The sequence below is a fragment of the Brevundimonas sp. Soil_N_31 genome (assembly GCF_057655995.1).
This window is the reverse complement of the sequence record NZ_JBDGLE010000001.1, coordinates 12,712-35,631: the sequence shown is the minus strand read 5'-3', so window position 1 is coordinate 35,631 and position 22,920 is coordinate 12,712. Positions and strand designations below refer to the sequence as shown.

The 22,920-nt window shown below is 68.2% G+C and carries 15 protein-coding genes and 1 pseudogene; 4 read left to right on the top strand and 12 right to left on the bottom strand.

Going from position 1 to position 22,920, the window contains the following annotated elements; genetic code table 11:
- Positions 1-3: 3 nt before the first annotated feature.
- The 3 genes from AC3A3G_RS00130 to AC3A3G_RS00120 are packed head-to-tail and all read right to left on the bottom strand — an operon-like array spanning position 4 to position 6,368.
- On the bottom strand, positions 4-1,857 hold the full coding sequence (locus AC3A3G_RS00130) for a CocE/NonD family hydrolase (protein WP_487487248.1): 1,854 nt from the start codon (positions 1,855-1,857) through the stop codon (positions 4-6).
- The gene (locus AC3A3G_RS00125) at positions 1,854-3,470 is read right to left on the bottom strand and encodes an AbgT family transporter (protein WP_487487247.1); all 1,617 of its coding nucleotides are present in this window, start codon (positions 3,468-3,470) and stop codon (positions 1,854-1,856) included. The genes AC3A3G_RS00130 and AC3A3G_RS00125 overlap by 4 nt, the downstream gene beginning before the upstream one ends.
- A 15-nt stretch (positions 3,471-3,485) precedes the next feature.
- Positions 3,486-6,368, bottom strand: coding sequence for a TonB-dependent receptor (locus AC3A3G_RS00120; RefSeq protein ID WP_487487246.1), 2,883 nt, complete (start codon positions 6,366-6,368; stop codon positions 3,486-3,488).
- Positions 6,369-6,560: 192 nt separating this feature from the next.
- Here AC3A3G_RS00120 and AC3A3G_RS00115 point away from each other — a divergent pair, with 192 nt between their 5' ends.
- Entirely contained in the window at positions 6,561-7,652 is a 1,092-nt protein-coding gene (locus tag AC3A3G_RS00115) for a CapA family protein (RefSeq protein ID WP_487487245.1), read from the top strand.
- A 171-nt stretch (positions 7,653-7,823) separates the two neighbouring features.
- Here the strand turns inward: AC3A3G_RS00115 and trbB are convergent, their stop codons facing one another.
- The 4 genes from trbB to AC3A3G_RS00095 are packed head-to-tail and all read right to left on the bottom strand — an operon-like array spanning position 7,824 to position 11,717.
- Complete coding sequence (gene trbB / locus AC3A3G_RS00110) at positions 7,824-8,780, bottom strand: P-type conjugative transfer ATPase TrbB (RefSeq protein WP_487487244.1); 957 nt, start codon at positions 8,778-8,780, stop codon at positions 7,824-7,826.
- A complete protein-coding gene (locus AC3A3G_RS00105) occupies positions 8,781-9,227 on the bottom strand; it encodes a hypothetical protein (protein ID WP_487487243.1) in 447 nt (148 codons plus the stop codon). It abuts the gene before it with no gap.
- Positions 9,220-11,094, bottom strand: coding sequence for a type IV secretory system conjugative DNA transfer family protein (locus tag AC3A3G_RS00100; protein ID WP_487487242.1), 1,875 nt, complete (start codon positions 11,092-11,094; stop codon positions 9,220-9,222). The genes AC3A3G_RS00105 and AC3A3G_RS00100 overlap by 8 nt, the downstream gene beginning before the upstream one ends.
- A complete protein-coding gene (locus AC3A3G_RS00095; RefSeq protein WP_487487493.1) occupies positions 11,091-11,717 on the bottom strand; it encodes a GntR family transcriptional regulator in 627 nt (208 codons plus the stop codon). Before AC3A3G_RS00095 ends, AC3A3G_RS00100 begins: the two co-directional genes overlap by 4 nt.
- Between AC3A3G_RS00095 and AC3A3G_RS00090 the strand changes: the two genes are divergently transcribed.
- The 3 genes from AC3A3G_RS00090 to AC3A3G_RS00080 all read left to right on the top strand — a co-directional run bounded on the left by AC3A3G_RS00090 (position 11,691) and on the right by AC3A3G_RS00080 (position 15,081).
- Positions 11,691-12,416, top strand: a complete 726-nt coding sequence (locus AC3A3G_RS00090; protein ID WP_487487483.1) for a helix-turn-helix domain-containing protein — start codon at positions 11,691-11,693, stop codon at positions 12,414-12,416. The two genes, AC3A3G_RS00095 and AC3A3G_RS00090, sit on opposite strands and share 27 nt — an antisense overlap.
- Positions 12,417-12,694: 278 nt before the next feature.
- Positions 12,695-13,342, top strand: coding sequence for a lasso peptide biosynthesis B2 protein (locus AC3A3G_RS00085; RefSeq protein ID WP_487487241.1), 648 nt, complete (start codon positions 12,695-12,697; stop codon positions 13,340-13,342).
- Positions 13,342-15,081 (top strand): asparagine synthase-related protein, encoded by a 1,740-nt coding sequence (locus AC3A3G_RS00080; RefSeq protein ID WP_487487240.1) that lies wholly within the window; start codon positions 13,342-13,344, stop codon positions 15,079-15,081. Before AC3A3G_RS00085 ends, AC3A3G_RS00080 begins: the two co-directional genes overlap by 1 nt.
- 24 nt (positions 15,082-15,105) lie before the next feature.
- Here AC3A3G_RS00080 and AC3A3G_RS00075 read toward each other — a convergent pair.
- The 5 genes and pseudogenes from AC3A3G_RS00075 to AC3A3G_RS00055 form a co-directional block, all read right to left on the bottom strand.
- Positions 15,106-15,639, bottom strand: a pseudogene (locus tag AC3A3G_RS00075) (alpha/beta hydrolase family protein); the annotation flags it as partial.
- A 1,887-nt stretch (positions 15,640-17,526) separates the two neighbouring features.
- Entirely contained in the window at positions 17,527-20,445 is a 2,919-nt protein-coding gene (locus AC3A3G_RS00070; protein WP_487487239.1) for a TonB-dependent receptor domain-containing protein, read from the bottom strand.
- An 80-nt stretch (positions 20,446-20,525) separates the two neighbouring features.
- Entirely contained in the window at positions 20,526-21,467 is a 942-nt protein-coding gene (locus tag AC3A3G_RS00065) for a FecR family protein (RefSeq protein ID WP_487487238.1), read from the bottom strand.
- A gap of 35 nt (positions 21,468-21,502) precedes the next feature.
- A complete protein-coding gene (locus AC3A3G_RS00060) occupies positions 21,503-21,958 on the bottom strand; it encodes an RNA polymerase sigma factor (RefSeq protein ID WP_487487237.1) in 456 nt (151 codons plus the stop codon).
- Between the two features lie 536 nt (positions 21,959-22,494).
- Entirely contained in the window at positions 22,495-22,680 is a 186-nt protein-coding gene (locus AC3A3G_RS00055) for a hypothetical protein (RefSeq protein WP_487487236.1), read from the bottom strand.
- Positions 22,681-22,920 lie beyond the last annotated feature (240 nt).

Here is a 22,920-nt window from a genome sequence, read left to right as displayed (position 1 = left end):
CAGTTACGTCCTCCGCGCCGGAACGATGGGCAGGACCAGACGCGACCGATCGGGCCCCGTGTGGATGCGGTTGATCGCGACCACAGCCCCCGTGACCTCGCCCGCTGGGGCGCCCGTGCCGGGATTGACGTCGAAATGCGGGAAGTTGCTGCTCGCCACGTCCAGGCGGATGCGATGCCCGGCCGCGAACAGGTTGCTGGTGGGGAAGGCCTGGATCTCGACGTCATACACTTCACCCGGAACCAACGGGCGCGGCGCCGCGAAGGAGTCACGGAACCGTAGGCGCAGCACGCCGTGGGTCAAGTTCAAGGCGTAGCCCTCGGGGTAGTCATCGCCAGGCGGATAGACATCGATCAGCTTGATCATCAGGTCCGTGTCCAGCGCCGAAGACGACACCGACAGCCGCGCTGTGATCGGCCCCGTCACCTCGACCGCCTCTTCCAGGGGGGAGGTCTGGAACACCAGAACGTCGTCGCGGTCAGCGAAGGCGCGGCCGATGACCGTCGCGCCGAACAGGCCCGGCGCCTCGCGCTGGTCAAAGCCTCCGGCCTCCATGACCGGCGCGCCCGAAGCGATCGCCCCGCCTGCAGTCGGCACGGGGTGGGCCGGGTCGTGACGCCAGGCGCGCTCGCCCGGTTGAGCCGGGTCGGGCGAAAGACAGCCGTCGGCGTGCAGGTGGAAGTCGGTGAAGACCGTGCCCGGCAGGGGCCAGTCCGCCTCGGCCCGCCAGCAGCCGCCGTGATCCAGCCGCCCCTCGGCCGTACGTCGTCCGCTGCCGCCGCCCATGACGAACAGACTGACCGGGGCTTCCAGAGAGTCGGACGCTTCCTGTCCCTTGAGCCAGCGGTCGAACCAGGCGCGGCGCAGGGTCAGATAGTCGGGCGCCAGAAAGCCGTCCAGGGTCGCGGCGGCGCTGAAGTCCACGTCTCCGGCATAGGCGACCGAGCGCTGACCATGCGTCCACGGCCCCATGACCAGCTTGACCGGCCCGGTCTTGCTGCGGCTGAAGCGGGTGAAGTTCTCCGTGGCCGACAGGGCGTAGGGGTCGTACCAACTGCTCATGAAGACCATGGGCGCGTCAGTGAACGCATCCTCATGACAGGCGGCGCAAAAGTCGGGCGCGCGCCAGAAGTCGTCGAAGGTCTCGCGCCGCCACATATCCTGGATGAAGGCGTCGTACTCGGGCGCAGCGGCCAGCGGCGTCCGGCCCGGACGCCAGGGATTGACCGCCATCCAGTCGCGCACGTCCTCGGCGTCGAGGGCGGCCAGACGCGCCGGGTCCTCCTGGCTGAGCGGCGACAGGCGGGCGTGTTTCATCGCCCAGGTCAGTTGCTTCAGCTCGAACGCCCCGCCCTGCCGCACCCCGCTGTGGAAGGCGCTGGCGAAGCCGCCAGAGTCCATGAACATGGCCTTTAGACCCGGCGGGTTCAGACAGGCGGCGGCGGCCTGAACGTGGGCGCCGTAAGAGAGGCCGAGCGTCCCGACCCGGCCGTCGCACCAGTCCTGCTCTACCAGCCAGGCCATGACGTCGAAGCCGTCGTCGGCCTCGTTGGCGTATTTGGTGAAGACGCCCTCGGAGCCGTAGCGCCCCCGGCAATCGACCAGGACATAGGCGTAGCCGCCCCGCGCGAACTCGGCGGCGATCTCGGGCTTGGAGCGCGGCGTCGGATCGGCGGCGGAGCGGTCGGCGTGATTGGTTCCCCGCCGGTCGTAGGGGGTGCGTTCCAGCAGGGCCGGCAGACGTCCCTCCCCGCCCTCGGGCAGATAGACGTCGGCGGCCAGACAGACGCTGTCGCGCATGGGGATCATGACGTCGCGCATGACGCGAACGCCGGACAGAAGCGGCAGATCGCTCATCGGACGGCAGGCTCAGTTAACATTGGCGCGCTGGCGGCGACCGGCGACGACGGCAGGTGATAGGCGGCGGGCGCGCCCGGGCCAACCGGCAGCTGGAAGCCGACCCAGGCCAGGATCAGCAGCATCCCGGCCGCGCCGAAGGCGGCGCTGTAGGGCAGCATCAGGGCGATCATCGAGCCGACCCCGAACCCGGGCTTCCACTGCTGGCACATGATCAGCACCAGCGGGAAGTTGCTGGCCAGTGGCGTGACGATATTGAAGATGGAATCTCCCATCCGGTAGGAGGCCGTGGTCATCTCGGGCGAGACGCCCAGCAGCATGAGCATGGGCACCACGACCGGCGCCATGGCGCTCCACTTGGCCGAAGCTGAGCCGATGACCAGGTCCAGCACCGACGACATCATCAGCAGGCCGACCAGCAGCAAGGGCAAAGGCAGGGCCAGACCCTTCAGGCCTTCGGCGCCCTTGACCGCCAGCACGGGGCCGAGGTTGGACCAGCTGAACATGGCCACGAAGTGGGCGGCGAAGAAGGCCAGGACGATATAGGGGGCCATCCCCTTCAGGCCTTCGGCCATCATCTTCACCAGTTCGCGGTGCGAGCGAATGGTCCCGGCCGCCGCCCCATAGGCCCAGCCGGTCGAGACGAACAGCAGCATGAAGGCGGCGATCAAGGCGCCGTAGAAGGGCGCCAGCCGACGCGGCCCCACGGCCTCATGATCGACCAGAGGACTGAACCCTGGCCACAGGGTCAGGGCGGCGAACAGACCGACGACCAGCAAGGCGGCGACGCCGGCGCGACGCAGTCCCCGCTTCTGATCCGGACCCAGCACGCCGAGCCCTGCGGCCTCGGCTTCGCCCGCCGTATTGTCGCCGGTCCACGGCCCCAGGCGAGGCTCGACCACCCGGTCGGTCAGGAACCAGGCGATGGGGGTGAAGACCACGCCGATGGCCAGGGTGAACCACCAGTTGCCGAGAGGATTGACGGTGAAACTCGGGTCCAGAAGCTGCGCCGCCGGAGCCGTAATGCCCAGCATCAGCAGGTCGAACTGACCCGGCAGGATATTGCCTGCGAAAGCGCCTGATATGCCCGCATAGGCGATGGCCACGCCCGCCAGCGGATGCCGCCCGGCCTTGGCGTAAACCAGAGCCGCCAGCGGGATCAGCACGACATAGGCCGCATCCGAGGCATGGTGCGAGAACAGGCCGATGACGAAGATGGCGGGCGAGAGGAAGCGGGTGTGAAGCCGCCTCACCCCGCCGCCCAGGAGGGCGGCGAACAGGCCCGACCGTTCCGCCACCGCCGCGCCCAACATGACCACCAGCACCAACCCGAGCGGCGGGAAACTGGTCAGGGTCTTGGGCATGTCGACCAGCAGGCGGGCGACATTGGCCTCGGACAACAGGCTCTGGGCTTGAAGCCGTTCACCCGTCACCGGATTGACCGCGCTCCACTGGGTCCAGTCGGCGACCACCGAGGCGGCGACCAGCACGCCGATGCAGAACAGCAGGATGAAGACCGGATCCGGCAGGGCGTTGCCCATCGCCTCGATCCGGTCGAGCCAGCCGCGTTTCCGCCGACCCGTGTCAGCCGGCGGAGCCTCGGTGTCCGTCATGAGAAACGCCTGATCCTAGAACTGGAAGCCCAGGCGAACGTAGGCGCTGCGGCCCCGCACGTCATAGGTATACATGTCGAAGTTGATGGGGGCGTTGGCGTAGGAGGCCGGCGGCATCACGTCGAAGAGGTTGTTGATCCCGACCGTCAGGGTCGTGTCGTAACGGTCGAAGCGATAGCCCGCCTCGAGGTCCTGATAGAAGACCGCGTCGGTCTTGGCGTCCTTGACCGTGTTCACCACATCGGTGCTTTCGCCGATATAGCGACCGCGCCACATAAGGTTCGCCGGGCCGTCGCTCCAGCGCAGCGAGGTCTGACCCTTCCAGTGGGGATAGGTCGAGCGCGAACGGTCGCCCTTGCCCGCCCGATCGTCGACGATGGCCGGGCCGCCCGCCGGATCAGGGCTCACGGTCGAGAACTCGCTGAGGTAGGAGGCGTCGATCACAGCGGCGAAACGGCCGATCGAGGTGCTGAACTCATAGCGCGCGGTGGCGTCGACGCCCGAGGTGCGGATCTCGTTCAGGTTCTGCGAACCCTGCACCAGGTTCAGCACCGCGCCGGTCGAAGCGTCCCGCGTAATCAGTTCGCAATAGACCCCGCCGCGCACGGCGCAAAGGCTCATGATCTGGGCCGGAGACTGGGAGGCGATCGCGTCCGTGATCTTGATGTCGTACCAGTCGACCGTCAGGCTCAGACCCGGAACCCAGTGCGGCTTGACCGCGACGCCGAAGCTCAGGGTGTCGGCCGTCTCGGGTTTCAGATCGACATTGCCCGAGGTCGTGCCGGGGATCAGACCGTTCAGATTGTAGTTGGCCTGGTTGTAGCCGGTCGGCACGCCGACGCAGCCCAGCAGGTTGGGGTTGGCCGAGGCTCCGCCGTTGCAGGGATCGATGACCTGAAGGGAGACCTCGCGACCGCCCTGGAACAGTTCCAGGATCGACGGGGCGCGAAAACCTTGCGACCAGGTGCCCCGCACCAGGACGTCCTGCACCGGACGCCAGCCTACCCCGACCTTCATCGTCGTGGCGTCGCCGACCGTGTCATAGTTCGAGTAGCGGGCCGCCAGGCTCAGATCCAGGCTCTGGGCCATCGGCAGATCGCGCAGCAGGGGCGCCGCCACCTCCAGATAGGCTTCGTGCAGGCTGTACTGGCCCGTGGTCGGCACGCGCGTCTGCGAGGTCGTGGTGGTGTAGGCGCTCGACAGATATTTGGGCGTCGCGTTGACATAGGGGTCCGGCGCGTCGGTCGCCTTGTTCTGGCGGTACTCATAGCCCGCCGCCACGGCCAGAGGACCGGCCGGCAGTTCATAGACGTCGCCGGTGATGTTGAACGCCAGATCATAGATCTCGGTGCTGTTCGTCTCACGCGTGGTGTAGCGGATGAACTCCGCCGCTTCGGCCGTCATCGGCGCGAACAGGTTGACCGGAACGCAGCCGGCCGTCGCGGCGCAGGTCGCCGGATTGCCCAGCCCTAGGAACAGGTTCTCGTAGTTGATCCCGTTCAGCGCCGAGGACTTCATCTCATTGCGGGCGTAGCTGCCGTAGGCGTCCCAGCTGAAGTCTCGTCCGAACAGGCTGATCTCGCCGTCGAAGCCCGCGCCGAAGCGATAGGTCTTCACATCCTGGACGTTGTCGCGGTTGCCCACGTCCGTCATCACCTTGCGCACGCGCCAGGCCTGGTTGGCGCCGAAGGCCAGGGCGTTGGCGGTAGGCACGCCGTTGGCGGTGCCGAACGGGTTGAAGGCGTGGTTCGACGGTAAGCTGAAGCCGCGGATGGTCCCGGACGTACCGCCGATGTCCAGCAGGACCGGCGAGAACATCTGGTCCGAGACCCGGCGGTTGAACAGGGCTTCGGCGTGGAAGGACAGCTTGTCCGACAGGTCGCCGCGATAGCGACCATAGAAGCCATAGCGCTCGCTGGGACCGGTCGTATAGATGCCCTGAGCCTGGGTGTTGTAGTAGTCGCCCGGCAGGCTGGCGACGTGGAAGCTGTTGTCCGCCGCGGCGCCCGCGCCATAGTTCCCCAGGCCGTTGGCGACGATGGGCGAAGCCGACGAGCCGAAACCCGCGCCCGTGCCGAAGAAGGCGTTGTTGGACAGGCCCGGCAAAATGAACAGGCCATAGGGGCTGGTGCCCGGGGTCGTGACCGGCACCAGGCTGGTGCGGGTCAGGTCGCGATCCTCGGTCAGGATCGGGCTGTCCTTCACATAGCTGGCCGAGAAGACCAGAGCGCCGTTATCGAAGCGCTTGCCGAAGTTGGCGATGGTCTGGAACTGCTCGCCGTCGCCGCGATCGGTCGAGCCGTAGCGGGTGCTCAGGCGCACGCCGTCGAAATCGCGGATCGTCTGGATGTTGACCACCCCGGCGATGGCGTCGGCGCCATAGATGGCCGAGGCCCCGTCCTTCAGCACCTCGATGCCTTCAATCATGCCCAGCGGCATGGTGTTCAGGTCGACGAAGTCGCGGAAGCCGCGCTGGCCAACCCCGTCCACCCAGCGATGGCCGTCGACCAGCACCAGGACGCGGTTGCCGCTGCCCTCGGCCCCGCCGAGGTAGCGCAGGTTGATCGAGGAGGCGCCGTAAGACGTCCCTTGGGTGCCGTTGCTGTTCAGGCTGACGCCGGCCGACGGCAGCTTCTGCAACAGGTCCCCGATCGAGGTGGCGCCCGAATTCTTGATGTCCTCGGCGGTCAGGGTCAGGACGGGGCCGACTGAGTCGGCGTCCTTGCGCTGGATCCGCGAGCCGGTGACGACGATCTCGTCGACCGAGGTGGTCGCCTCCGGCTGCGGCTGCGCCGCCTGATCCTGCGCCCAGGCTGCGCCCGCCCCCACCCAGGCCAGCACCGCCAGCGCCGCGCCGTTCCGCAGGCGTCGCGCCTGTCCGTTCACCGATCCCGACATTGTCACTCCCCGAATCTTCCGATGCCCTGCGCCGCCCCTTTTTTGATCGGAGCGTGCGATTGAGCCGGAAGGAGCCGGGTTGCGAGATCGAATGCAACATTATTGCAGTTTCGTATCAGTCCATGCGTTCACGGCATGATCTACCGGAAATCCGAACCGCGATCTTATGGTCGTCGATCAGGGGAGGACGGCATGGATCGACGAGGGTTTCTGGCGGCAGGCGCGGCGGCGCTGGCCCCGGCCGCATGGGCTAAGCCTCCATCCCTGCGGCTCAGCCTGCTGGGTCAGGCCCTGATCGAGCACGCCCCCGCTGCCCACGAATGGCCGGGCCGCGCGGGCGTCGCCGCCCATCTGGCCCGCAGCCATGTGGTCTTCACTAATCTGGAGACGGTGATCCAGGGGCCCAACGCCGGGGCGCCGACGCGCGACCTGCTGACCCTGCACGCCGCGGGTCCGCAGATGCTGGAGGCGTTGAAGACCGCCCGCGTCAACCTGGTCGCCACCGCCAACAACCACGCTTTCGACCTCGGCGCCGGCGGCATCCTCGACACCGTCAGCGCCCTGCGCGCGGCGGGCCTGGCCTCGACCGGCAGCGGCGCCGATTTGGCCGCCGCCTCAAGCCCGGCCTACGCCGGCTCCAGCGCCGGAACCGTCGGCCTGGTCGCCTTCGCCACCGGCAAGGTGCGACCGGGCGGAGCCGCCACGCCCGAGCGCCCCGGCGTCAACGAACTGCGCCGCGACGCCTCCGGCCAGCCTGTCGCCGAGGACGTCGAGCGCATCCTGAACGCCATCCAGTCGGCGCGCCGTCAGGCCCAGGTCGTCATCGCCTATCAGCACAACCACGACTGGGAGCCGGACATGGCCGAGGTTCCCGACTGGCAGCGCGCCCTCGCCCGCCGCTGCGTCGACGCCGGCGCCGCCGTCTTCGCCGGGCATGGCGCGCCCGTGGTGCAGGGGATCGAGGTCTATCAGGACGCGCCTCTGCTCTATGGCCTCGGAAACTTCTTCTTCCAGACCGAAAAGCCCGTCGGCGCCTATCCGCCCGAGTCCTGGCAAGGCGTCATCGCCGATTGCACCTTCGACGGGGGCCGCTGTCGCACAGTTCGCCTGGTTCCTATCACCCTCAACGAAGTCGGCCTGAACGGCCCCGACGACATGACGACGCGCGGCCTGCCCGCCCTGGCCTCTCCCATTGACGCGGCCTCCATCCTGGACCGCGTGGCCAGACGCAGCCAGGGCTTAGGCCTCCAGCTGGACAATAGGACCGGAGTAATGCGGTTCTGAAATCACAAGGAAGACGCCCGACGACCCAGACGCCGGGGCCGCGGTCGGGGCTGGACAGGCCTTAGGCTAACCAGTCCCCGTACAGCGCAAAGTGCGGCAACGGGCATGGGCCTGGTCCTTGGGCTTGAACGACGCCGGCCACCATCGGCGCTCAGAAAATCTATTGGATGATCAGGCCAGCGGCTGGATCCGATATCCGCCGTCCGCAAACCCATTCACGGCGATCACGACTTCGACCTGACGTCCTGACGGCGTCCGACGAATGTGGACGACGCAATCCACGGCCTCTCCGATCATCCGATGGGGAACCTGGCTCGCAACCTCGCCGATCAGGTCCTCAATGCGCCGCAGCGCTTCGGGCGCCGAGTTGGCGTGGACGGTGGACAGACCGCCGGGATGCCCGGTGTTCCAACTCTTGAGGGTCTCAAGCGCGGCTGCGCCGTCGCGCATCTCACCGATGACGATCCGATCCGGCCGCATGCGCAGGGCGTCGCGAACGAGGTCCGCCACGCCGATGGCCATGGGCTGGCGGCGGGTCACGACCGACACGACGTCCCAGGCCGAACACTGCAGCTCAGGCGTATCCTCGATGAGGAAGACCCGATCCTCGGCGAAGGCCGGATCAGCCAGAATCGCATTGGCCAGCGTCGTTTTTCCTGAACCTGTACCGCCGGAAATCATTATGTTGTGGCGTTCTGATGCAGCAATACGCAAGGCGTTGGCCTGCCCCTTGGTCATCACGCCGTCGCGCACATAATCCTCCAATCCCCAGATCACTGCGGGACGCTTGCGGATGGAAAAGGCAGGGCCGAAGGAGACCGGCGGCAACACCCCCTGGAACCGCTCGCCCGTCTCAGGCAGCACGCCTGACAGCCGCGGGTTCTCCCGCGTCACCGTCTCGCCGACATAGTCCGCGATCAGCCGAATGGTCCGCTCACGCGCCTCAATCGACAGAACGCACCCGGTATCGCAACGCCCCTCGCCGACCCGATCCAGGATCAGTCGTCCGTCCGGATTGGCGAGGATCTCGACCACGGTCGGCTCCTCGAGCCCGGCGAGCACCGTCGCCCCCAGTGCGTGGCGCAGCGCCTCAAGCTTTCGCTCGGCGATGATCGGATGGGGCGCCACCTAACTGGCGGCCGCGAAGGACCGAGGCTCTGCTGAAACCACAGCCCGCTGCCCATCACGACGACCCGAGACGATCCGGGCGGCTGTCTCATCCAGCAGACGTTCGATGCGCCGCTCGACGGCGGCCTGCACCGTCGGATCCTCGTCCGCGACCGCGTCAGGCAGGCGCAGGAAGAAGGCCCTGGCCAGTTCGATGAGGAGTTCCTGGACGATCTGCATGTCCCGCCCGGTCGACCGCATGTGGTCGCGCAATGATCGCTCCAGGTTCAGCAGCCGATCTTCCGGATCGACCTTCGGGTTCCGGGCCAACCCCCGCATGATGGCCTGACCCGCCGCCTGGCTCAGGGCGATGCGCCCGACCCTGGCTTCCCGGTTGAGGCTCGACACCACCTTGGGGTCGTTGAGATAGACCTGCACACGCGTCGCCAGCTTTTCACCTCTAGCCATCGTTCCCTCCTTGCAACTGATCCAACACCGCCTGCTGCGCCGCCATTTCCTGGGCCACCCGGCCATAGATGTCGGCGGCGCGCGCGGCGGCTCTCCGGTCGTCCATGGCGCCCGCGACCTCCTTGAACAGGGGCAGGCTGGCCCCGTCGTCCCGGCCGAGACTGCGCTTCCCCACCCACGGATGAGGCGGAGCGCCCGGCGCGTCCACGCGCAGGACCTGGTCCGGAAGCCGTCCGTGGGCGCGGCTGCGAAACGGCTCGCGCCGGTCGTAGAGCAGCTTCTCGGAGCGGAGCGGACGCTGGCCGGCGACGAAGACCAATTGCAGATGATCCGGCAGGGCGCGGATCTCGCCAGGCTCCAGCAGGGGCCGCTCGACCTCGGACCGCGACACCGTGCTTCGGCCCGCGGCGAACCCCGAAGGCGAACTGCGACTGGTCCGGGTCTCCGTGACCGAGCCGGTCAGCTTCGACACCTTGTCCTGGGTCAGCGGATCCAGGGCCGAGAAGGCGGTGTAGACATGACAGTTGTCGAGGATGGTGTTGTGAGGGCCGTAGGTCTCGACGATGTCGTTCAGGGACTGTGCGACGAACATGGCCTTGATCCCGTAGCCGCTCATCAGGCGCAGCGACTTCTCGAAGAAGGCGAGCCGTCCCAGCAGCGGGAACTCGTCCATGACCATCAGCAAGTGGCGCCGCTTGGCTCGTCCGGCCGCGTCACGCATCTCCTCAGCGGTCAGGGCCTGGGCCGCCGCATAGAAGAGCAGCCGCACCAGGGGCCGAAGCGCCGCCGCATCGGCCGGCGCCACCTGTACATAAAGAGACAGGGGCGCCTCGGCGCACATCAGATCGCCCATGGCGAAGTCCGAGGCGGACAGGACCCGCTCGACATCTTCGCCTGCCAGCCATTTCAGATAGGAGCGCGCCGTCCCCTGGACCGAGGTGCGGAACCGGTCATGCATGGCCGCATAGCCCTTCACCGCGGTCTGGATAAAAGGATGGGCCTGCGGCTCGCCGTCCGGTCCAAGGCGATGCAGGGTCTTGAGCATGACGTCCGCCGCCTCGTCGAGGTCGGCCAGCAGTTCCCTGACCTTCAGCAGGGTCTTGTCCTGATCCTCGGCGGTGTAGAGGACATGCAGGATCACCGCCTCAAGGATCTCCGAGGCCGCCTTGTCCCAGATGGCCTCCTCGTCGCGCGTCCCGCCGGGATCGGACAGAATGGCGACCAGCCTCTGCACCTGGGCCAATTCCCCCGCTCCAGGCCTGATCTCCGCCAGGGGGTTCCACCGGGCCGAAGCGGGATGTCGCGGCGCCAGAAAGAGGGCGTGGGAAAACCGCGATCGCCAGCCGGCCGTGACAGCCCAGAGCTCGCCCTTGGGATCATGGACCAGGACGCTGCCGCCCCACGACAGCAGGGTGGGAACCACATGCCCCCTGCCCTTGCCGCTGCGGGTCCCACCCGTCACCAGCGTTGGCCGCAGGTCCGTCGTCGCCAGCAGCCGCCCGCGAAACACCCCCAGGACGGCTCCCGACCTCGCGAGCAACCCCGCGCGCCGCGCCTCCGCCAGACCGCCCCAGCCGCGTCGCCGAACTGACCTGCCCTGGCTATCCGCCACGACACCCAGGCTCAATCCGCCCAGCGCCCCCGCCAGGATGGCGACGCCGCTGCGGTTCAGGGCCTCGCGGGCTTCCGCCCCGTAGGTCCTTCGCCAGACCAGGATCGACCAGGGCGGATAGACGGCGAGCGTCGGACCGGGCCGCCAGGCCGGCCCCAGCAACGGGGACCATCCGTAGGTCCAGGCGAACGCCTGGGTTCCCGCGCTCAGGCCGACAAGGGTTCCCGCCGCCAGGCCTATGAGCCGCCCCTTCACGGCGCATCCTCCCCAGCGTCCGACGGCGTCCCCGTCATCGCTTCGAGCACCAGCAGCGCCGCCGCCTCCATGCGGCGATGGTGGTAGCGGCTCAGAGCAATCTCGAGCGCCTGGATGTCCGCTTGGGCCAGAAGGGTGGAGATGCCGGCCGCCTCGTCGTCGAGGTCCGCGAAAACCTGTTCTTCCGCCCCTCTGATCTGCGCCAGTCGCGACGACACGCGCCGAAAAGCGTCGAGAAGGGCGTCGCTGCCGCTGCTCTGGACCAGACGGTCGAGGTCGCGATGGAGCATGGCCCGGACGCCCTCCTCATCCGGCGCCGACGCCGCCGGCAGACCCGCCGTGCCGTCCAGGCTCAAGCGGAGGCAATGAAGGCGAAAGGCCAGACGATCACGGACCGTCGCGGGATCCAGCTGAAGCGTGACGTAACCGCCAAGCGGAGCGCGTTCGACCAGCCCCGCGCCCGCAAGCCAGGCCATGGCCTCCCGCACCGGCGTGGTCGACAAGCGCAGGCGCCGCGCCTCCTCGACGATGACGACCGGCTGGCCCGCGCCATAGAACCCCTGCTCCACGCGCAACCTCAGACTGCCGAGCGCCTGATGGAACGGATCGCGGTTTCGGGTCAAAGCATCCTCTCCCCTCGCATCAGAAAACTATTGAACAGCGACGCCGGCTTCTCCAATGAGTTGAGAACACCAGCGTTCTCTCGCGCCGAAGAACGTCGCCAGCCCCGCCGGAAACCGACGGCGGGAGCGCCGGAAAACGGCGCGGTCTTCGTCGCCATGCGTCGTTCCGGCCCTGCGGGGCCGCAATCTCGGGGTGCGAAAATGGATGCGGAAACGAAAGGCGTTCCGCCGGCTTCCAATCATGACGGCGCGCTTCTCTCGGCGGCGCTCCGGGCGGTGAGGCGTCTGCGCGGCATGAGTTCGCGCGACACGGCGGACGCCATGCACATGGCGCTGCGCACCTACCAGCGCTTCGAGTCCGGCGAGACCCGCCCCAACCTCGACCACATCCATCGCTTCGCCCGGGCGACGCGCAGCGATCCCCACGCCCTGGTGATGGCGGTGGCCATCGGCGCGCCGGAACTGGCGGTTCACACTGCCGACAATCACCTCGTCACCATCCTCACGGTCGGCCTTCAGACCTACAACCGGACGCAGGGCGACAAGATCGCCGATCTTGACGTCCGCACCATCGTCAGCGCCGTAACGGCGATGTTCGATCGATTGGCCGACGCCAGTGCGGCCCAGAACGAAGCCCGCGCCTGGATCCGAACGGGTCAGGACGCCCTCGCCAAGGCGCGGCCCAAGCCCGGCCGCTGAGCATCCGCCGCGCGCAGATATACTCCAGATATAGCTTCACCGACCGTCGCTACGGGCGCTCACTGGGTCCGCCACGATAGGTGGCGAACTGAAGCAGGAGACTGACATGCAGACCCAAATCCTGAAGCTGGTGCGCGTCGGCAGCGCGCATAATCTCACCCGCCTGGAGATCGAGGGCAAGTACGTCGAGGCCGCAGGCCTCCGCACGGACTTCCCCATGTAGGACGGACCGGGCGGCCGCTTCCGCGACCGCCCGTTTGCCCTTGTCGAGATCTCTCATGACAGCCCTAGCTGAAGCGGATCTGGTCGCGGGCGTTCATCTCGCCTGGGTGGACGAGGACATCGTCGTCCTCGACCTTCAGTCCGACGCCTATATTCTGATCACCGGCGCCTCAGCCTTGTTGCAGCCCGTCCGCAACGGCGGCGGCGTCTGCGGCGCGGCGGTCGTTGTCGATGATCTCGTGACGGCAGGGCTGGCCGCCCGCACCAACAGGCTTTGGCGGACACCACTGCCGCGAGCCGTCAGCGACATCCGCCTGCCCGGCGACGCCCCTCCCCTGGCCGCCCTTTCGGCCCTAACCCACGCCCTGGCCGCCACGGCCGCCTTCAAGCGTCAAAACCTGGCGGCGCTCGTCGAGACTGCGCGTCGGCGCCGAAGTCTCGCGCGCCCCCAGGATCTGGCTGAAGCCGTGCGCCAAGCCGGCGCCTTCGAGGCCGTTCGTCCCTGGGTCCCTTTCGAAGGCGACTGCCTCCAGCGGTCCTGGATGCTCCATGACCGCCTTTGCAAACGCGGCGTCGACGCCGCCTGGGTTTTCGGCGTGCGCACCTGGCCCTTCTTCGCCCACTGCTGGGTCCAGGTCAGAGATATCGTCGTCGGCGACACCCTCAACAGGGTCGGCGGCTTCACGCCGATCATGGCCGTGTAGTGGGCGACTTCCTCCTGTGCAGCCGACGCGCTGACGACCTCGCCGGCGAGTGCCTGGCCCGCGCGGTGTGTGACGTGGCCGAGCGCCAGGGTTTCATAGCCCGCCGCCTGTCCCCTCTGGTTTGGATGATCACCTGGGGCCCACGCCCGCCGAAAGTCTCCAGGATCGGGCCCTGGACCCTGCTCGGCGACGTCCTTGATCGCCGGCGCCCGGTCTTCCCGTCCATCGATGACCGGGATCCTCGCGGCTACGACGCCAAGATGATGGCCCGCATCTGGGGACGCTATGTCGGCGTTCTGCTCGATCCGTCAGGCGCAGCGACGGCTATCCTGCGCGACCCGTCGGGCGCGCGCGAGGCCGTCTACTGGACAGCCCACGGCCTGACCTTCGTGGCGTCCGATGTTCCTGACGGACTCGTGAAGTCCGTCGCGCCTGATTGGAGGATTTCGACCGAGCGGCTGTCCGCAGCCGTCCGGAACCCTCTGGCCCTGAGCGCCTGCCTTCTTCTCGACGGCCCGGTCGCCCTCCTTCCCGGCGAGATGCGCGATCTCGTCGCCGAGGAGACGATCCCGCTCTGGTCGCCGGCGGACCATGTCCATCGGCGCGATCTGACGTCCCTGTCCACGTCTGATGCTGCGGACCATCTCCGCACCGCCGTCGTGGAGGCGGTGGATGGACTGGCCTCCGCGGCGGAGGGTGTCGGCGCCGAGATATCCGGGGGCCTCGACTCGAGCATCGTGGCCGCAGCTCTCCATCCCCGCCATGAGGTCCGCCTCTGGCTCAACGCTTCTGGTCCGGGCCTCGGCGCGGACGAAAGCGCCTTCGTCGCAGCCCTCGAAAAGCATCTCGACATAGACGCGACCCGGTTCAACCGTCGCGCGGCGGCCCTGGATCGCGACGCGCTCGAGGCGGCGCCGCAGCGCTTGCGCCCCTCCCTCGCGGCCCTGGACGGCGACTTCGACCAGGAATGGGCGATCCGCTGTTCCAGCGCCGGGGTCGATGCCCTCTTCACGGGAAAGGGCGGCGACGGCATGCTGATCCAGCCTGCGGCGGCGAGGGTCTTCACCGATCTCTGGCGACTCAAGGGGTGGCGCGCCTTGTGCTCAAAGGATCTCGTCCGTCTGGCGCGCCTCAACGAACGTTCGGTCTGGACGCTGGTGTCGGAGGCCATGCGCTGGAAGCAGCCGCTCTATCCGGCGTCCGGCGATCTGAATCTCTTCACGCCGTCCGTTTCGCCATCTCCGCATCATCCCTGGCTCGACGACGCGGCCGCCTGGGGACCGGCCAAGGCCGTCCAGGTCATGAGTCTGCTCCAGGGACACGGCCTCCACGGCCCCAGCCGGCTGACCGCCGCCGTCGATGTCTTCCATCCCCTGCTTTCACAGCCCGTGATCGAAGCCTGCCTCGGCCTGACCACGCCCCAACTCACCCTCGGCCGGCGAGATCGCGCTCTCGCCCGCCTCGCCTTCCGGGACAGACTGCCGCCCGAGGTTCTCCACCGGCGCTCGAAGGGCGAACTCACCGCCTACTTCGGGCGCATGATCGCCGACGGTCTCCGAGATCTAAGGCCCTGGCTTCTGGACGGGCGGCTCGCCGCCCTGGGCGTCATTGATCGCCGGTCGGCAGAGGCCGCCCTGACAAGAGACGCCCTGATCCGCTGCGGCGACTATCCCGACATCCTCCTGGCGGCCTTGTTCGAAGGGTGGGTGCGGGCCTGGGACAACCGCCTCCAGGTCTGAGGATGAAGACCGTCCCAGGGTCTCATCCAGCCAACGAAAGATCTGCCCGTGCAGATCGCGCAGGTTGGCGGGGCTCGTCATCCCGTGGCCCTCGCCCCAGTAGGTGATCAGTCTGGCCGGTTTTCCCAGTCGGTGGAGCGCGGCGAACATGGCTTCCGACTGGGTAGCCGGCACATAGTCCCGATCCGCCGTGACCAGCATGACCGGCGCCCTGATGCAGGGAGCGGCCAGCATCGGACTGGCCTGAGCATAGGCTTCAGGGATAGCCCAAGGCGGAGCCCCCATGGCCGCCTGTCCCTGTTCTGTTGACCCTGCGCCCTGGTTCCAGGCCGGGCCGGCGTTGGGCCACAACCGGCTGGCCGGCATGGGCTCGCCCCACTTGCTGAACAGGAGGGTCGGCGCCGAGGAGACGACATAGGTCTTGAAGCGATCCGTTCGGGCCGCCACGCCCAGGGCGCTGTACCCCCCGAAGCTGTGACCATAGAGACCCAGACGAGACCAGGGCAGGTCCGGAGCGGTCGCGGCACCGGCGTCGATCGCCAGGTTCAGTCCGATCATAAGGTCGTCCAGCATCTCGGCGCGGCGGCTCTCGCCTTCCGGCGTCGTGCTCGTCGAAAAGACCGCATACTCGCCCATGGCCAGAACCCTGGCCTGCATGCCCGACCTCAGGCTCAGGGCGTCCGTCCATCGACCGGCGTCACCCCTGCCCGGATAGAAGTCGACGATCACGCCGCGGATGTCGGCCGCCTCCACGCCAGGCGGGCGATAGAGGTAGCTCGTCACGGGACGGCCCAGGCGATCGAGATGGGGAACAGGGATCGGCCTGGCGAGCTGAAGATCCTTAAAGCCGCCGTTCAGCACCTCCAGCACCCGATCGCCGGCGCGGTCCTCCGCCGTCAGGGTGGACACGCCCTCGACGTCGCATGTCATGAGCGCCCGCTCGCCCGCCGCGGCCCGCACCCTAGCCTCGCCGGCGCAGTCCCGACTCGCCCGCCAGATCGTGCTCCCGTCATTCCTGACCGCCGTGAGACGGTCGTCCTGGAAAAGGGGCGACCATGCCCGCCGCGCCGCGCTGTTCGACCGGCTGCGCACCGTGTCCAGCAGGTTGACCGGCTCGGCGGACCGCAGCCCGCTTTCCGTTTCGCCGACGGGCTCGATCGCTCCGCTCGCGGACAGGTCCCACAGCCGGCCGTCGGCGACCAGCCTGGCCGAAACCTCGCCCACGCTGGTCAGCCGGTCGGGTACGGACGCCAGACGCTGCGTCACCGCGACAGGGCCGCCGGGGTCCAGCCGCCACCAATCTAATCGGTCGCTGTCGGGCCTCCGGGCGTAGATCATCAGATGCTCTCCCACCCAGTCGGCCCGCGCCGCCCGCAGTTCGTCGATGGTTCGGCCCTTCTCCCTGGGCTCGAGCCCGCCGGTATCGACCGGGCGGATCGCCCCCTCCGTCGAGATCCTGACCAGGCCGCCTTCGCCCCAGGTCTGACCGTCGCGACGCGCCCAGACGACGACCTCGCGGGAACCGGCCGACCAGCGCAGCAGGTTAGGCGCGACATCGAGGTCGTCCTCGAGCGCGACCGTCCGTCCCGTGGCGGTCTCGACCAGAAGCAGACGCCCCCTTCGCAGCACGGCGCTCTGAACGGTTCTTTCCTCGGGCCGCAGCGGCGTCGCCTCCGCCTGGGTGAGGACCGCGGTCCAGCCGCCGTCCGGAGAAATCTGAAAATCCCGGATCGACGCCGTCAGCCCTGGTGTTCCGACGCCGTCGTCGGCCCTGACCGTCATCAGGGTCTGAACCTCGTAGGCTTCGTCCGCTGATACAGCGGCGTCGTGCGTGTCCAGGATCTGCCGCGACGGCGCCTGTCCTTGGCGGCTTTTTCGCCAGCGCTCGGCCATAACCTCCGCCCCGGGGGTCTGGAACCGAAGCTGCCAGGGCGTCCGTCCGTCGGTCCTCACGCTCAGGACGAACCGCTCGGCGTCGATCCAGCCCGCCCCCGCGCCGTTCAGCGGCAGGTCCGGCGCGAGCCCGGTCCATTGCACCTGACGGCTTCGCACATCGGCGATCCCGGCTTCGGCGATCTCGCCCACGAGCCGATAGACGATCAGTCGTCGCCCGTCCGGGGACCAGGGTCCGAGCAGCAGCCCGGTCGCGCCGCCGTCGATCGGCGCCGGCGCCTTCCCCGCGTCGAGGTCGGCGACGAACAGGACCCCGGTGCTCCAGGCGGAGCGCCAGTCGCGGTCAAAGCGCGGCCCCTGGTCAAAGGGACCTTGCCGCTCCCAGGCCGCATAGCGACCGTCCGGCGACAGGGAGACAGCGCCGAAGCTCGACATGGACAGGACGTCTTCGATGACGACGGGTCGTTTCTCCGCCCTGGCCCCGCCTGTCCAAAGCAGGCATGCGAGGGCGATCCCCGCCAAGGCGGGGCTGTTGCGCATCTCCATGGCGACCTACCAGCGCTTGATCAGCTGAAGGGAGACCATGCGACCGAGCGCATTCGCGCCGCCGGGATCGAAACCCACGCCGGAAGGCGCGTCGTAGAAGGGCGGATCGGCGTCCAACAGGTTCTGAACGTTGAAGAGCACCCGCAGGCCTCGCCCCGGGTCCCAGCCCAACTGAAAGTCCGCCGTGTTCCAGGCGTCGATCCTGGTTCCCGCCCGATCCTCATAGGCGGCGACATGGCTCCAGTTCAGACCGGCCGAAAGCTCGCCCCGCGTCCATGTCACGCCCGCCCTCGACCGCAGTTCGGAGGGATAGCCGATCAGTCCGCGCACCGAGAGCGAGGGCGCCGCCGGGGTGGTCTGCTGGTCATAGGCGAGCAGCCAGGATCCGGAGAGGTCGAACGCCACCTCCTGCTCGCCGAAGCGCACCGGATAGACGGCGGCGAAGTCGAGCCCGCTGACATCGACGGACGCCGCATTGACCCAGCGCCCGTCGAGGATGGCCCCATAGGCATCCGGCGGGTAGAGACCCGCCGCCGGGAAGCCGGGCGCCTCGATGAAGGACCGAACCAGGGCGAGATCGGCGGCGCTCCCCGCCGGATCGACCAGGCGCACGAAGGGGGCCAGCGACGGATCCGTCAAAACCGCCTGAAGGTTCTCGTTGACCGGCTGGTTGATGCGGTCCGAGAAGCGCGTGTCGAAATAGCCGAGGCTGAACCGCGCGCCGCCCTCCGCCGCATAGTCAAAGCCCGCCGTCCAGGTCGTCGCCGTCTCCGGCTTGAGTTCGGGGTTGCCGCCGTAGAGATAGACGCTGAGAATCCGCAGGCCGTCGCTGCGCGGCACGGTCGTCATCGTCGCCGCCGAGGCGTCGAACATCTGGGTCAGGGCCGGCGCCCGGAACGACGTCCCATAGGAGGCCCGCAGGTTCCAGCCGCGCGCCGGGGACCAGACCGCACCGATCTTGGGATTGGTGGTGGAGCCGAAGTCGTCATAGTCCTCGAACCGCGCCGCCGCCGTCAGTTCGAGACGTTCCAGGCCCGGTCGGGCGTTGTCCGCTCCGACAATCGGAAGGCGGACCTCGGCGAAGGCCGCCAGAACGGTCCGTTCGTAGTCGGGTTGAAGAACGTCCCGGGGCGTCGTCGTCGACGTCAGGTTGCGGGCGCGGCTGGACAGGCTCTCCCGACGGGCCTGGAGGCCCACCGCCAGATCAAGATCGCCGCCCGGCAGCCTCGCAACCGGCCCGCTCGCCAGCAGGTTCGCCGAACCCGTGCGGCTGCGCTCCAGCTTGTACGAATAGCCCTGGCTGATGAAGTCGAGCACCGCCCGGTCATTGGCCGCGCCGGCCCCGAACGGGTTGAAATAGCCGTCGCGAAGGCGGTCGTAGGACGTTGCCGGATTGTCGGCGCCGTTACCCAGCGCCTCGGCCAGGTAGGCGCTGTTGACGACCTTGAAGACCAGGCTTTCGCCCCTTTCCTCGGCCAGGCCGAGATAGCCGTCCAGAGACCAGCCCGCCCCCAGGTCATAGGCGCCGCCCGCGGTGAGGCCCAGACTTCGAGACGTCCCCTTCTTCCGCGTCGGGCCGAGATCGCCGTAGAAGGAATAGGCGATCAGATGCTGGGTTGAGCCGTTGGGCGTCACGAAGTGGGGATTGGCGGCGGTGACGGTGAGGACGGTGCTCGTCGGCGCGTTCTGCAGGCCATAGGCGCGGTGACTGAACCGCACGTCGGCGCTGGCCTCGAACCGGTCGCCTAACCCCTGGCGCACCCGCCCATAGAGGCTGTCGCGTCGAACGTCCGGCATGAGGTCCGCCCCCGACAGCAGGGCCGTCCCGTTGGCCTGCCCGGCCGCGAAATCCCCGGGACCCTGCGCGACTCCGGAAGCGCCAGGCTGGATGGCCCATTGCGACGCGAAAGCCCCGCCCGACACGGCCACGATATTGCCCGGCGAAGAGAAGAGCCCCCGCCGGTCTGTCCCCCCGAACGGGCGCAGGTCGCCGTCGGCCGTATAGGGCCGGTCGAGCATGTTCAGCCCCTTGGCCGTCTGGTGCTCGTAGGCCAGGTAGGCCCCGCCGCTGTCCCACGACCGACCCGCCATATGGGATACGACGACCTCTTCGCTCCCGCCCTGCCCGGTGCCCAGCCTCAACCGGCTTTCCTGGCCGTCGAACTCGCGCCGCATCGCGATGTTGACCACGCCCGCCACGGCGTCGGAGCCGTAGAGGGCCGAGGCGCCGTCCAGCAGGACGTCCACCCTCTCCACGGCGGCGGACGGTATGGCCGAGGCGTCGGCGAAGGCCCCGCGCGAACCCGTCCCCGCCAGACGTCGGCCGTTGACCAGGGTCAGGGTCGAACCGACGCCCAAGCCTCGCAGATTGATCCCCGTGGCCAGGGCGCTGTTGCCGCCGGCGGGATCCGCGAAACCCAATACCGCTCCCGGCGTCCCCGAGCCGGCGTAGTTTTGCGGCAGGTCGGCCAGCACCTCCGCCACGGACCCCCGACCTCGCCGGTCCAGGGCGTCACGGTCCAGAACCACGACCGGCGACGACAGCGGTCCGGTTCCCCGCAACAGGCTGCCGGTGACGATCACCTCCTCAAGCCGGGTGACCTCGTCGGCCGCGACGTCGGTCGCGCCAAGAAAGATCACCCCCGGTCGGGTCTCGCGCCAGACCAGACCCGTGCCGGCCAGGAGCCGATCAAGCGCGGCCGAGGGCGCATAGGCGCCGTTCAGCCCTGCGGTTCGCCGTCCGGCCACAAGGTCGCTGGAAAACAGGATCTGCTGGTCGGACTGGGTCGCGAACCGGTTGAGGGCGTCGCGAAGCGAGCCGGCGGGAATATTGAAGACGCGCGCCTCCTGGGCGCAGGCGGGCGGGCTGGCGGCGAACAGGCAGGCCGCAAGCGCACTGGCGGACACGAAACTCAAACGATTCATCTCAGGACTCCCCACGACGCCCCATGGCGTCTGAGAAGAGATGGCTGAGCCCCCGAAAGACCCTGGCGCTCGCCCTCAGTTCATTCGCTTCGTCCCGTCAGGACGATGGTCCCGCCCGGTCCGGTCGAGGCCTTGAGGTCGAAAACCTCCGTCGCCGTCGAGACGAAGGCGTCGCGATCTCCGGTCCTGAACACCCCGTTCACCGACGCCCGGCCGGTGACCGTCTCATCCAGAACGATCTTCTCGGGCAGGTAGCGGTTCACCTCCGCCACCGCCGCCCGCAGCGGGGCGTCCCGGAAGACGATGCGGCCGTCGACCCATCCCGTCTCAGCGCCCACGTCCGCCGCCCGGGTCGCCACCCCGCCCTTGGTCACCCTGGCCTGCTGGCCGGCGGTCATGCGTTTCGCCGCTCCCGCCTTGTCAGCCACCTCTACGGCGCCGGAGACCAGGACCACCTTCACGCCCGCCGCTTCACGTCGCACGTCGAAGACCGTGCCGAGCGCCGTCACCCTGGCGTCGCCGGCCGCCACCACGAAGGGACGGCCCGCATCATGGGCCACCGTGAACAAGGCCTGTCCCTCCTGGAGCTCGATGAACCGGCGATCGCCGTCAAACCGGACCCTCACCCGCGACGCGGTGTCGAGGCGTACAGAAGAGCCGTCAGCCAGCTGGACAAGCCGCTCCTCCCCCACACCTGTCGAAAAGACGGTCCGGGATTGCAGCCAGAAACTGAAGCCCCCCGCGAGCGCAGCCGCGGCGCCGACCGCGGCCAGGCCCAGCAGAAGCCGGGGCGGCCGACGCCGCTGCGTCCGTCGCGAGAAGGCGGCCTCAAGCGCTTCGTTCACCTGGGGATCTGCCGCCAGCTTGCCGGTTCCGGACCAGACGGTTTCCACGCGCCGATAGGCCTCGGCGTTCTGGGGCGACTGGCGCCAGGTGAAGAAGTCCTCGATCATGCGGGCGTCGACGTTCCGGCCGCCCAGGCGTCCGTGCCATTCAGCCGCTTCAATATCGGCGGCGCTCATACGGGCCTTTGGGCCAGCCATGCGATGCCCCATCCCTAGCGTCGAACCTGGGCGGCGCAGCGCGCCAAAGCCCGCGTCATACGCCATTCGACCGTTTTTGGACTGATACCAAGCCGGTCGGCGATCTGGCTGTTCGTCAGTCCGCCCACACGGGACAGAAGAAAGACATCTCGGAGAGGTTGTGGCAAGTCGAGGACCATCTGCCGGAAGAAGACCGTCTCCAGTTGGTCGGCGTCTTCATGCGACACGGTCGGTGTCACAGCCGCGAAACGCTCCGCGACCGCACTGCGTCTCACCTGCCCTAGCGCCAGGTTGCTCGCCACGCGCAGCAGGAAGGCCTTCGGATGACGAATGCCCGCCAGGCCCGGATAGGACGCCAGCCGCAACCAGGCCTCCTGCAGGATGTCCTCGGCGTCAGCCGCTCCATAGCGGCGAACCAGACGCGCCCGAAACCACGACGCATAACGTCCATGCAGGCCGTCCAGCGTCATCGGCGTTTCAGGCTGCAGTTTTTCCAATCCATCCGACACGGGCTCGCCTCCGGTTCAGAGGCGAGCCCGGCCGAAGCACCGGGTGTTGAGAACATGCTCAAACACATGCGCCGACGTCTTTAGCCCCCGAGGGAGCCTGGACATGCACGCGGGCCACCCGCCGCCACGGAGCGCGAATGGGATTTTCAGGATCTGCTCAAGCGAGGTTCTCACGCCCCGGCGTCAAATCAGACGCGTCCCAAGTCTGAATCAGGCGGATTCAGTTGGCAAGCCGCATAATGCCGGTTTGCGGCGATCAAGCCGCCGAAGCGAACAACGGCCCGGCGCGCCGCAAAAGGGGGGCTGTTGCGCTGCCGGGCCGTTCCCCGATTCTCCTCCCGAGGAGAACACGAACAGCACAACCCAAAAGCGTCGCCGTGGTTCCCGTCAAAGCAGAATCGAAACGCCCCGCGCGAGCACGACCACGCCCGCGATGAAGACGATCCCTGCGGCGGCCATGAAGGCCAGGAACACGCCTCGCTGAAGGGCGGCGGACCTCATCCGCGCAACAGGGCTTCGAAATCGGCCAGGGTCTTAGATCTGACGCCGCAGGCTCGGGCCGCTGCGATCGCGGCCGTCATTTCGATCCGCCAGGCGTCGTCCTGCAGCAGACCGGGCGTGGCCCGCGCACGCCGCCGCAGCGTCTCCAAAGGCTCCACAAACTCAGTCTGGCAGTCATCCACGGCATCCTCCCTCAAGGCCGACCGTCACCTTGGCCCACCACCCTGCTCAGGTCCACGGGGCAGAGGCGGCCGAAGCCGCCCCTGCCCCGCCAGGCCTCAGCGCTTCATCGCCCTCTCGTGGACCCAGCCCTCGTTCATCAGGACCACGGCGACCTTGCCTTCCAGGGTCTCGGCGTTGTCGCGCGCCAGCTGCGGGAACTGCGCCTGCATTCGCCCATTCCGGCATGTTCTTCAGCTGCC

Bases quoted from the DNA above. Each gene is read 5' to 3' on its own strand.
- AC3A3G_RS00130 (WP_487487248.1), bottom strand. From the start codon at position 1,857: ATGAGCGATCTGCCGCTTCTGTCCGGCGTTCGCGTCATGCGCGACGTC.
- AC3A3G_RS00125 (WP_487487247.1), bottom strand. From the start codon at position 3,470: ATGACGGACACCGAGGCTCCGCCGGCTGACACGGGTCGGCGGAAACGC.
- AC3A3G_RS00120 (WP_487487246.1), bottom strand. From the start codon at position 6,368: ATGTCGGGATCGGTGAACGGACAGGCGCGACGCCTGCGGAACGGCGCG.
- AC3A3G_RS00115 (WP_487487245.1), top strand. From the start codon at position 6,561: ATGGATCGACGAGGGTTTCTGGCGGCAGGCGCGGCGGCGCTGGCCCCG.
- AC3A3G_RS00105 (WP_487487243.1), bottom strand. From the start codon at position 9,227: ATGGCTAGAGGTGAAAAGCTGGCGACGCGTGTGCAGGTCTATCTCAAC.
- AC3A3G_RS00090 (WP_487487483.1), top strand. From the start codon at position 11,691: ATGGAACGGATCGCGGTTTCGGGTCAAAGCATCCTCTCCCCTCGCATC.
- AC3A3G_RS00085 (WP_487487241.1), top strand. From the start codon at position 12,695: ATGACAGCCCTAGCTGAAGCGGATCTGGTCGCGGGCGTTCATCTCGCC.
- AC3A3G_RS00070 (WP_487487239.1), bottom strand. From the start codon at position 20,445: ATGAATCGTTTGAGTTTCGTGTCCGCCAGTGCGCTTGCGGCCTGCCTG.
- AC3A3G_RS00065 (WP_487487238.1), bottom strand. From the start codon at position 21,467: ATGAGCGCCGCCGATATTGAAGCGGCTGAATGGCACGGACGCCTGGGC.
- AC3A3G_RS00060 (WP_487487237.1), bottom strand. From the start codon at position 21,958: ATGACGCTGGACGGCCTGCATGGACGTTATGCGTCGTGGTTTCGGGCG.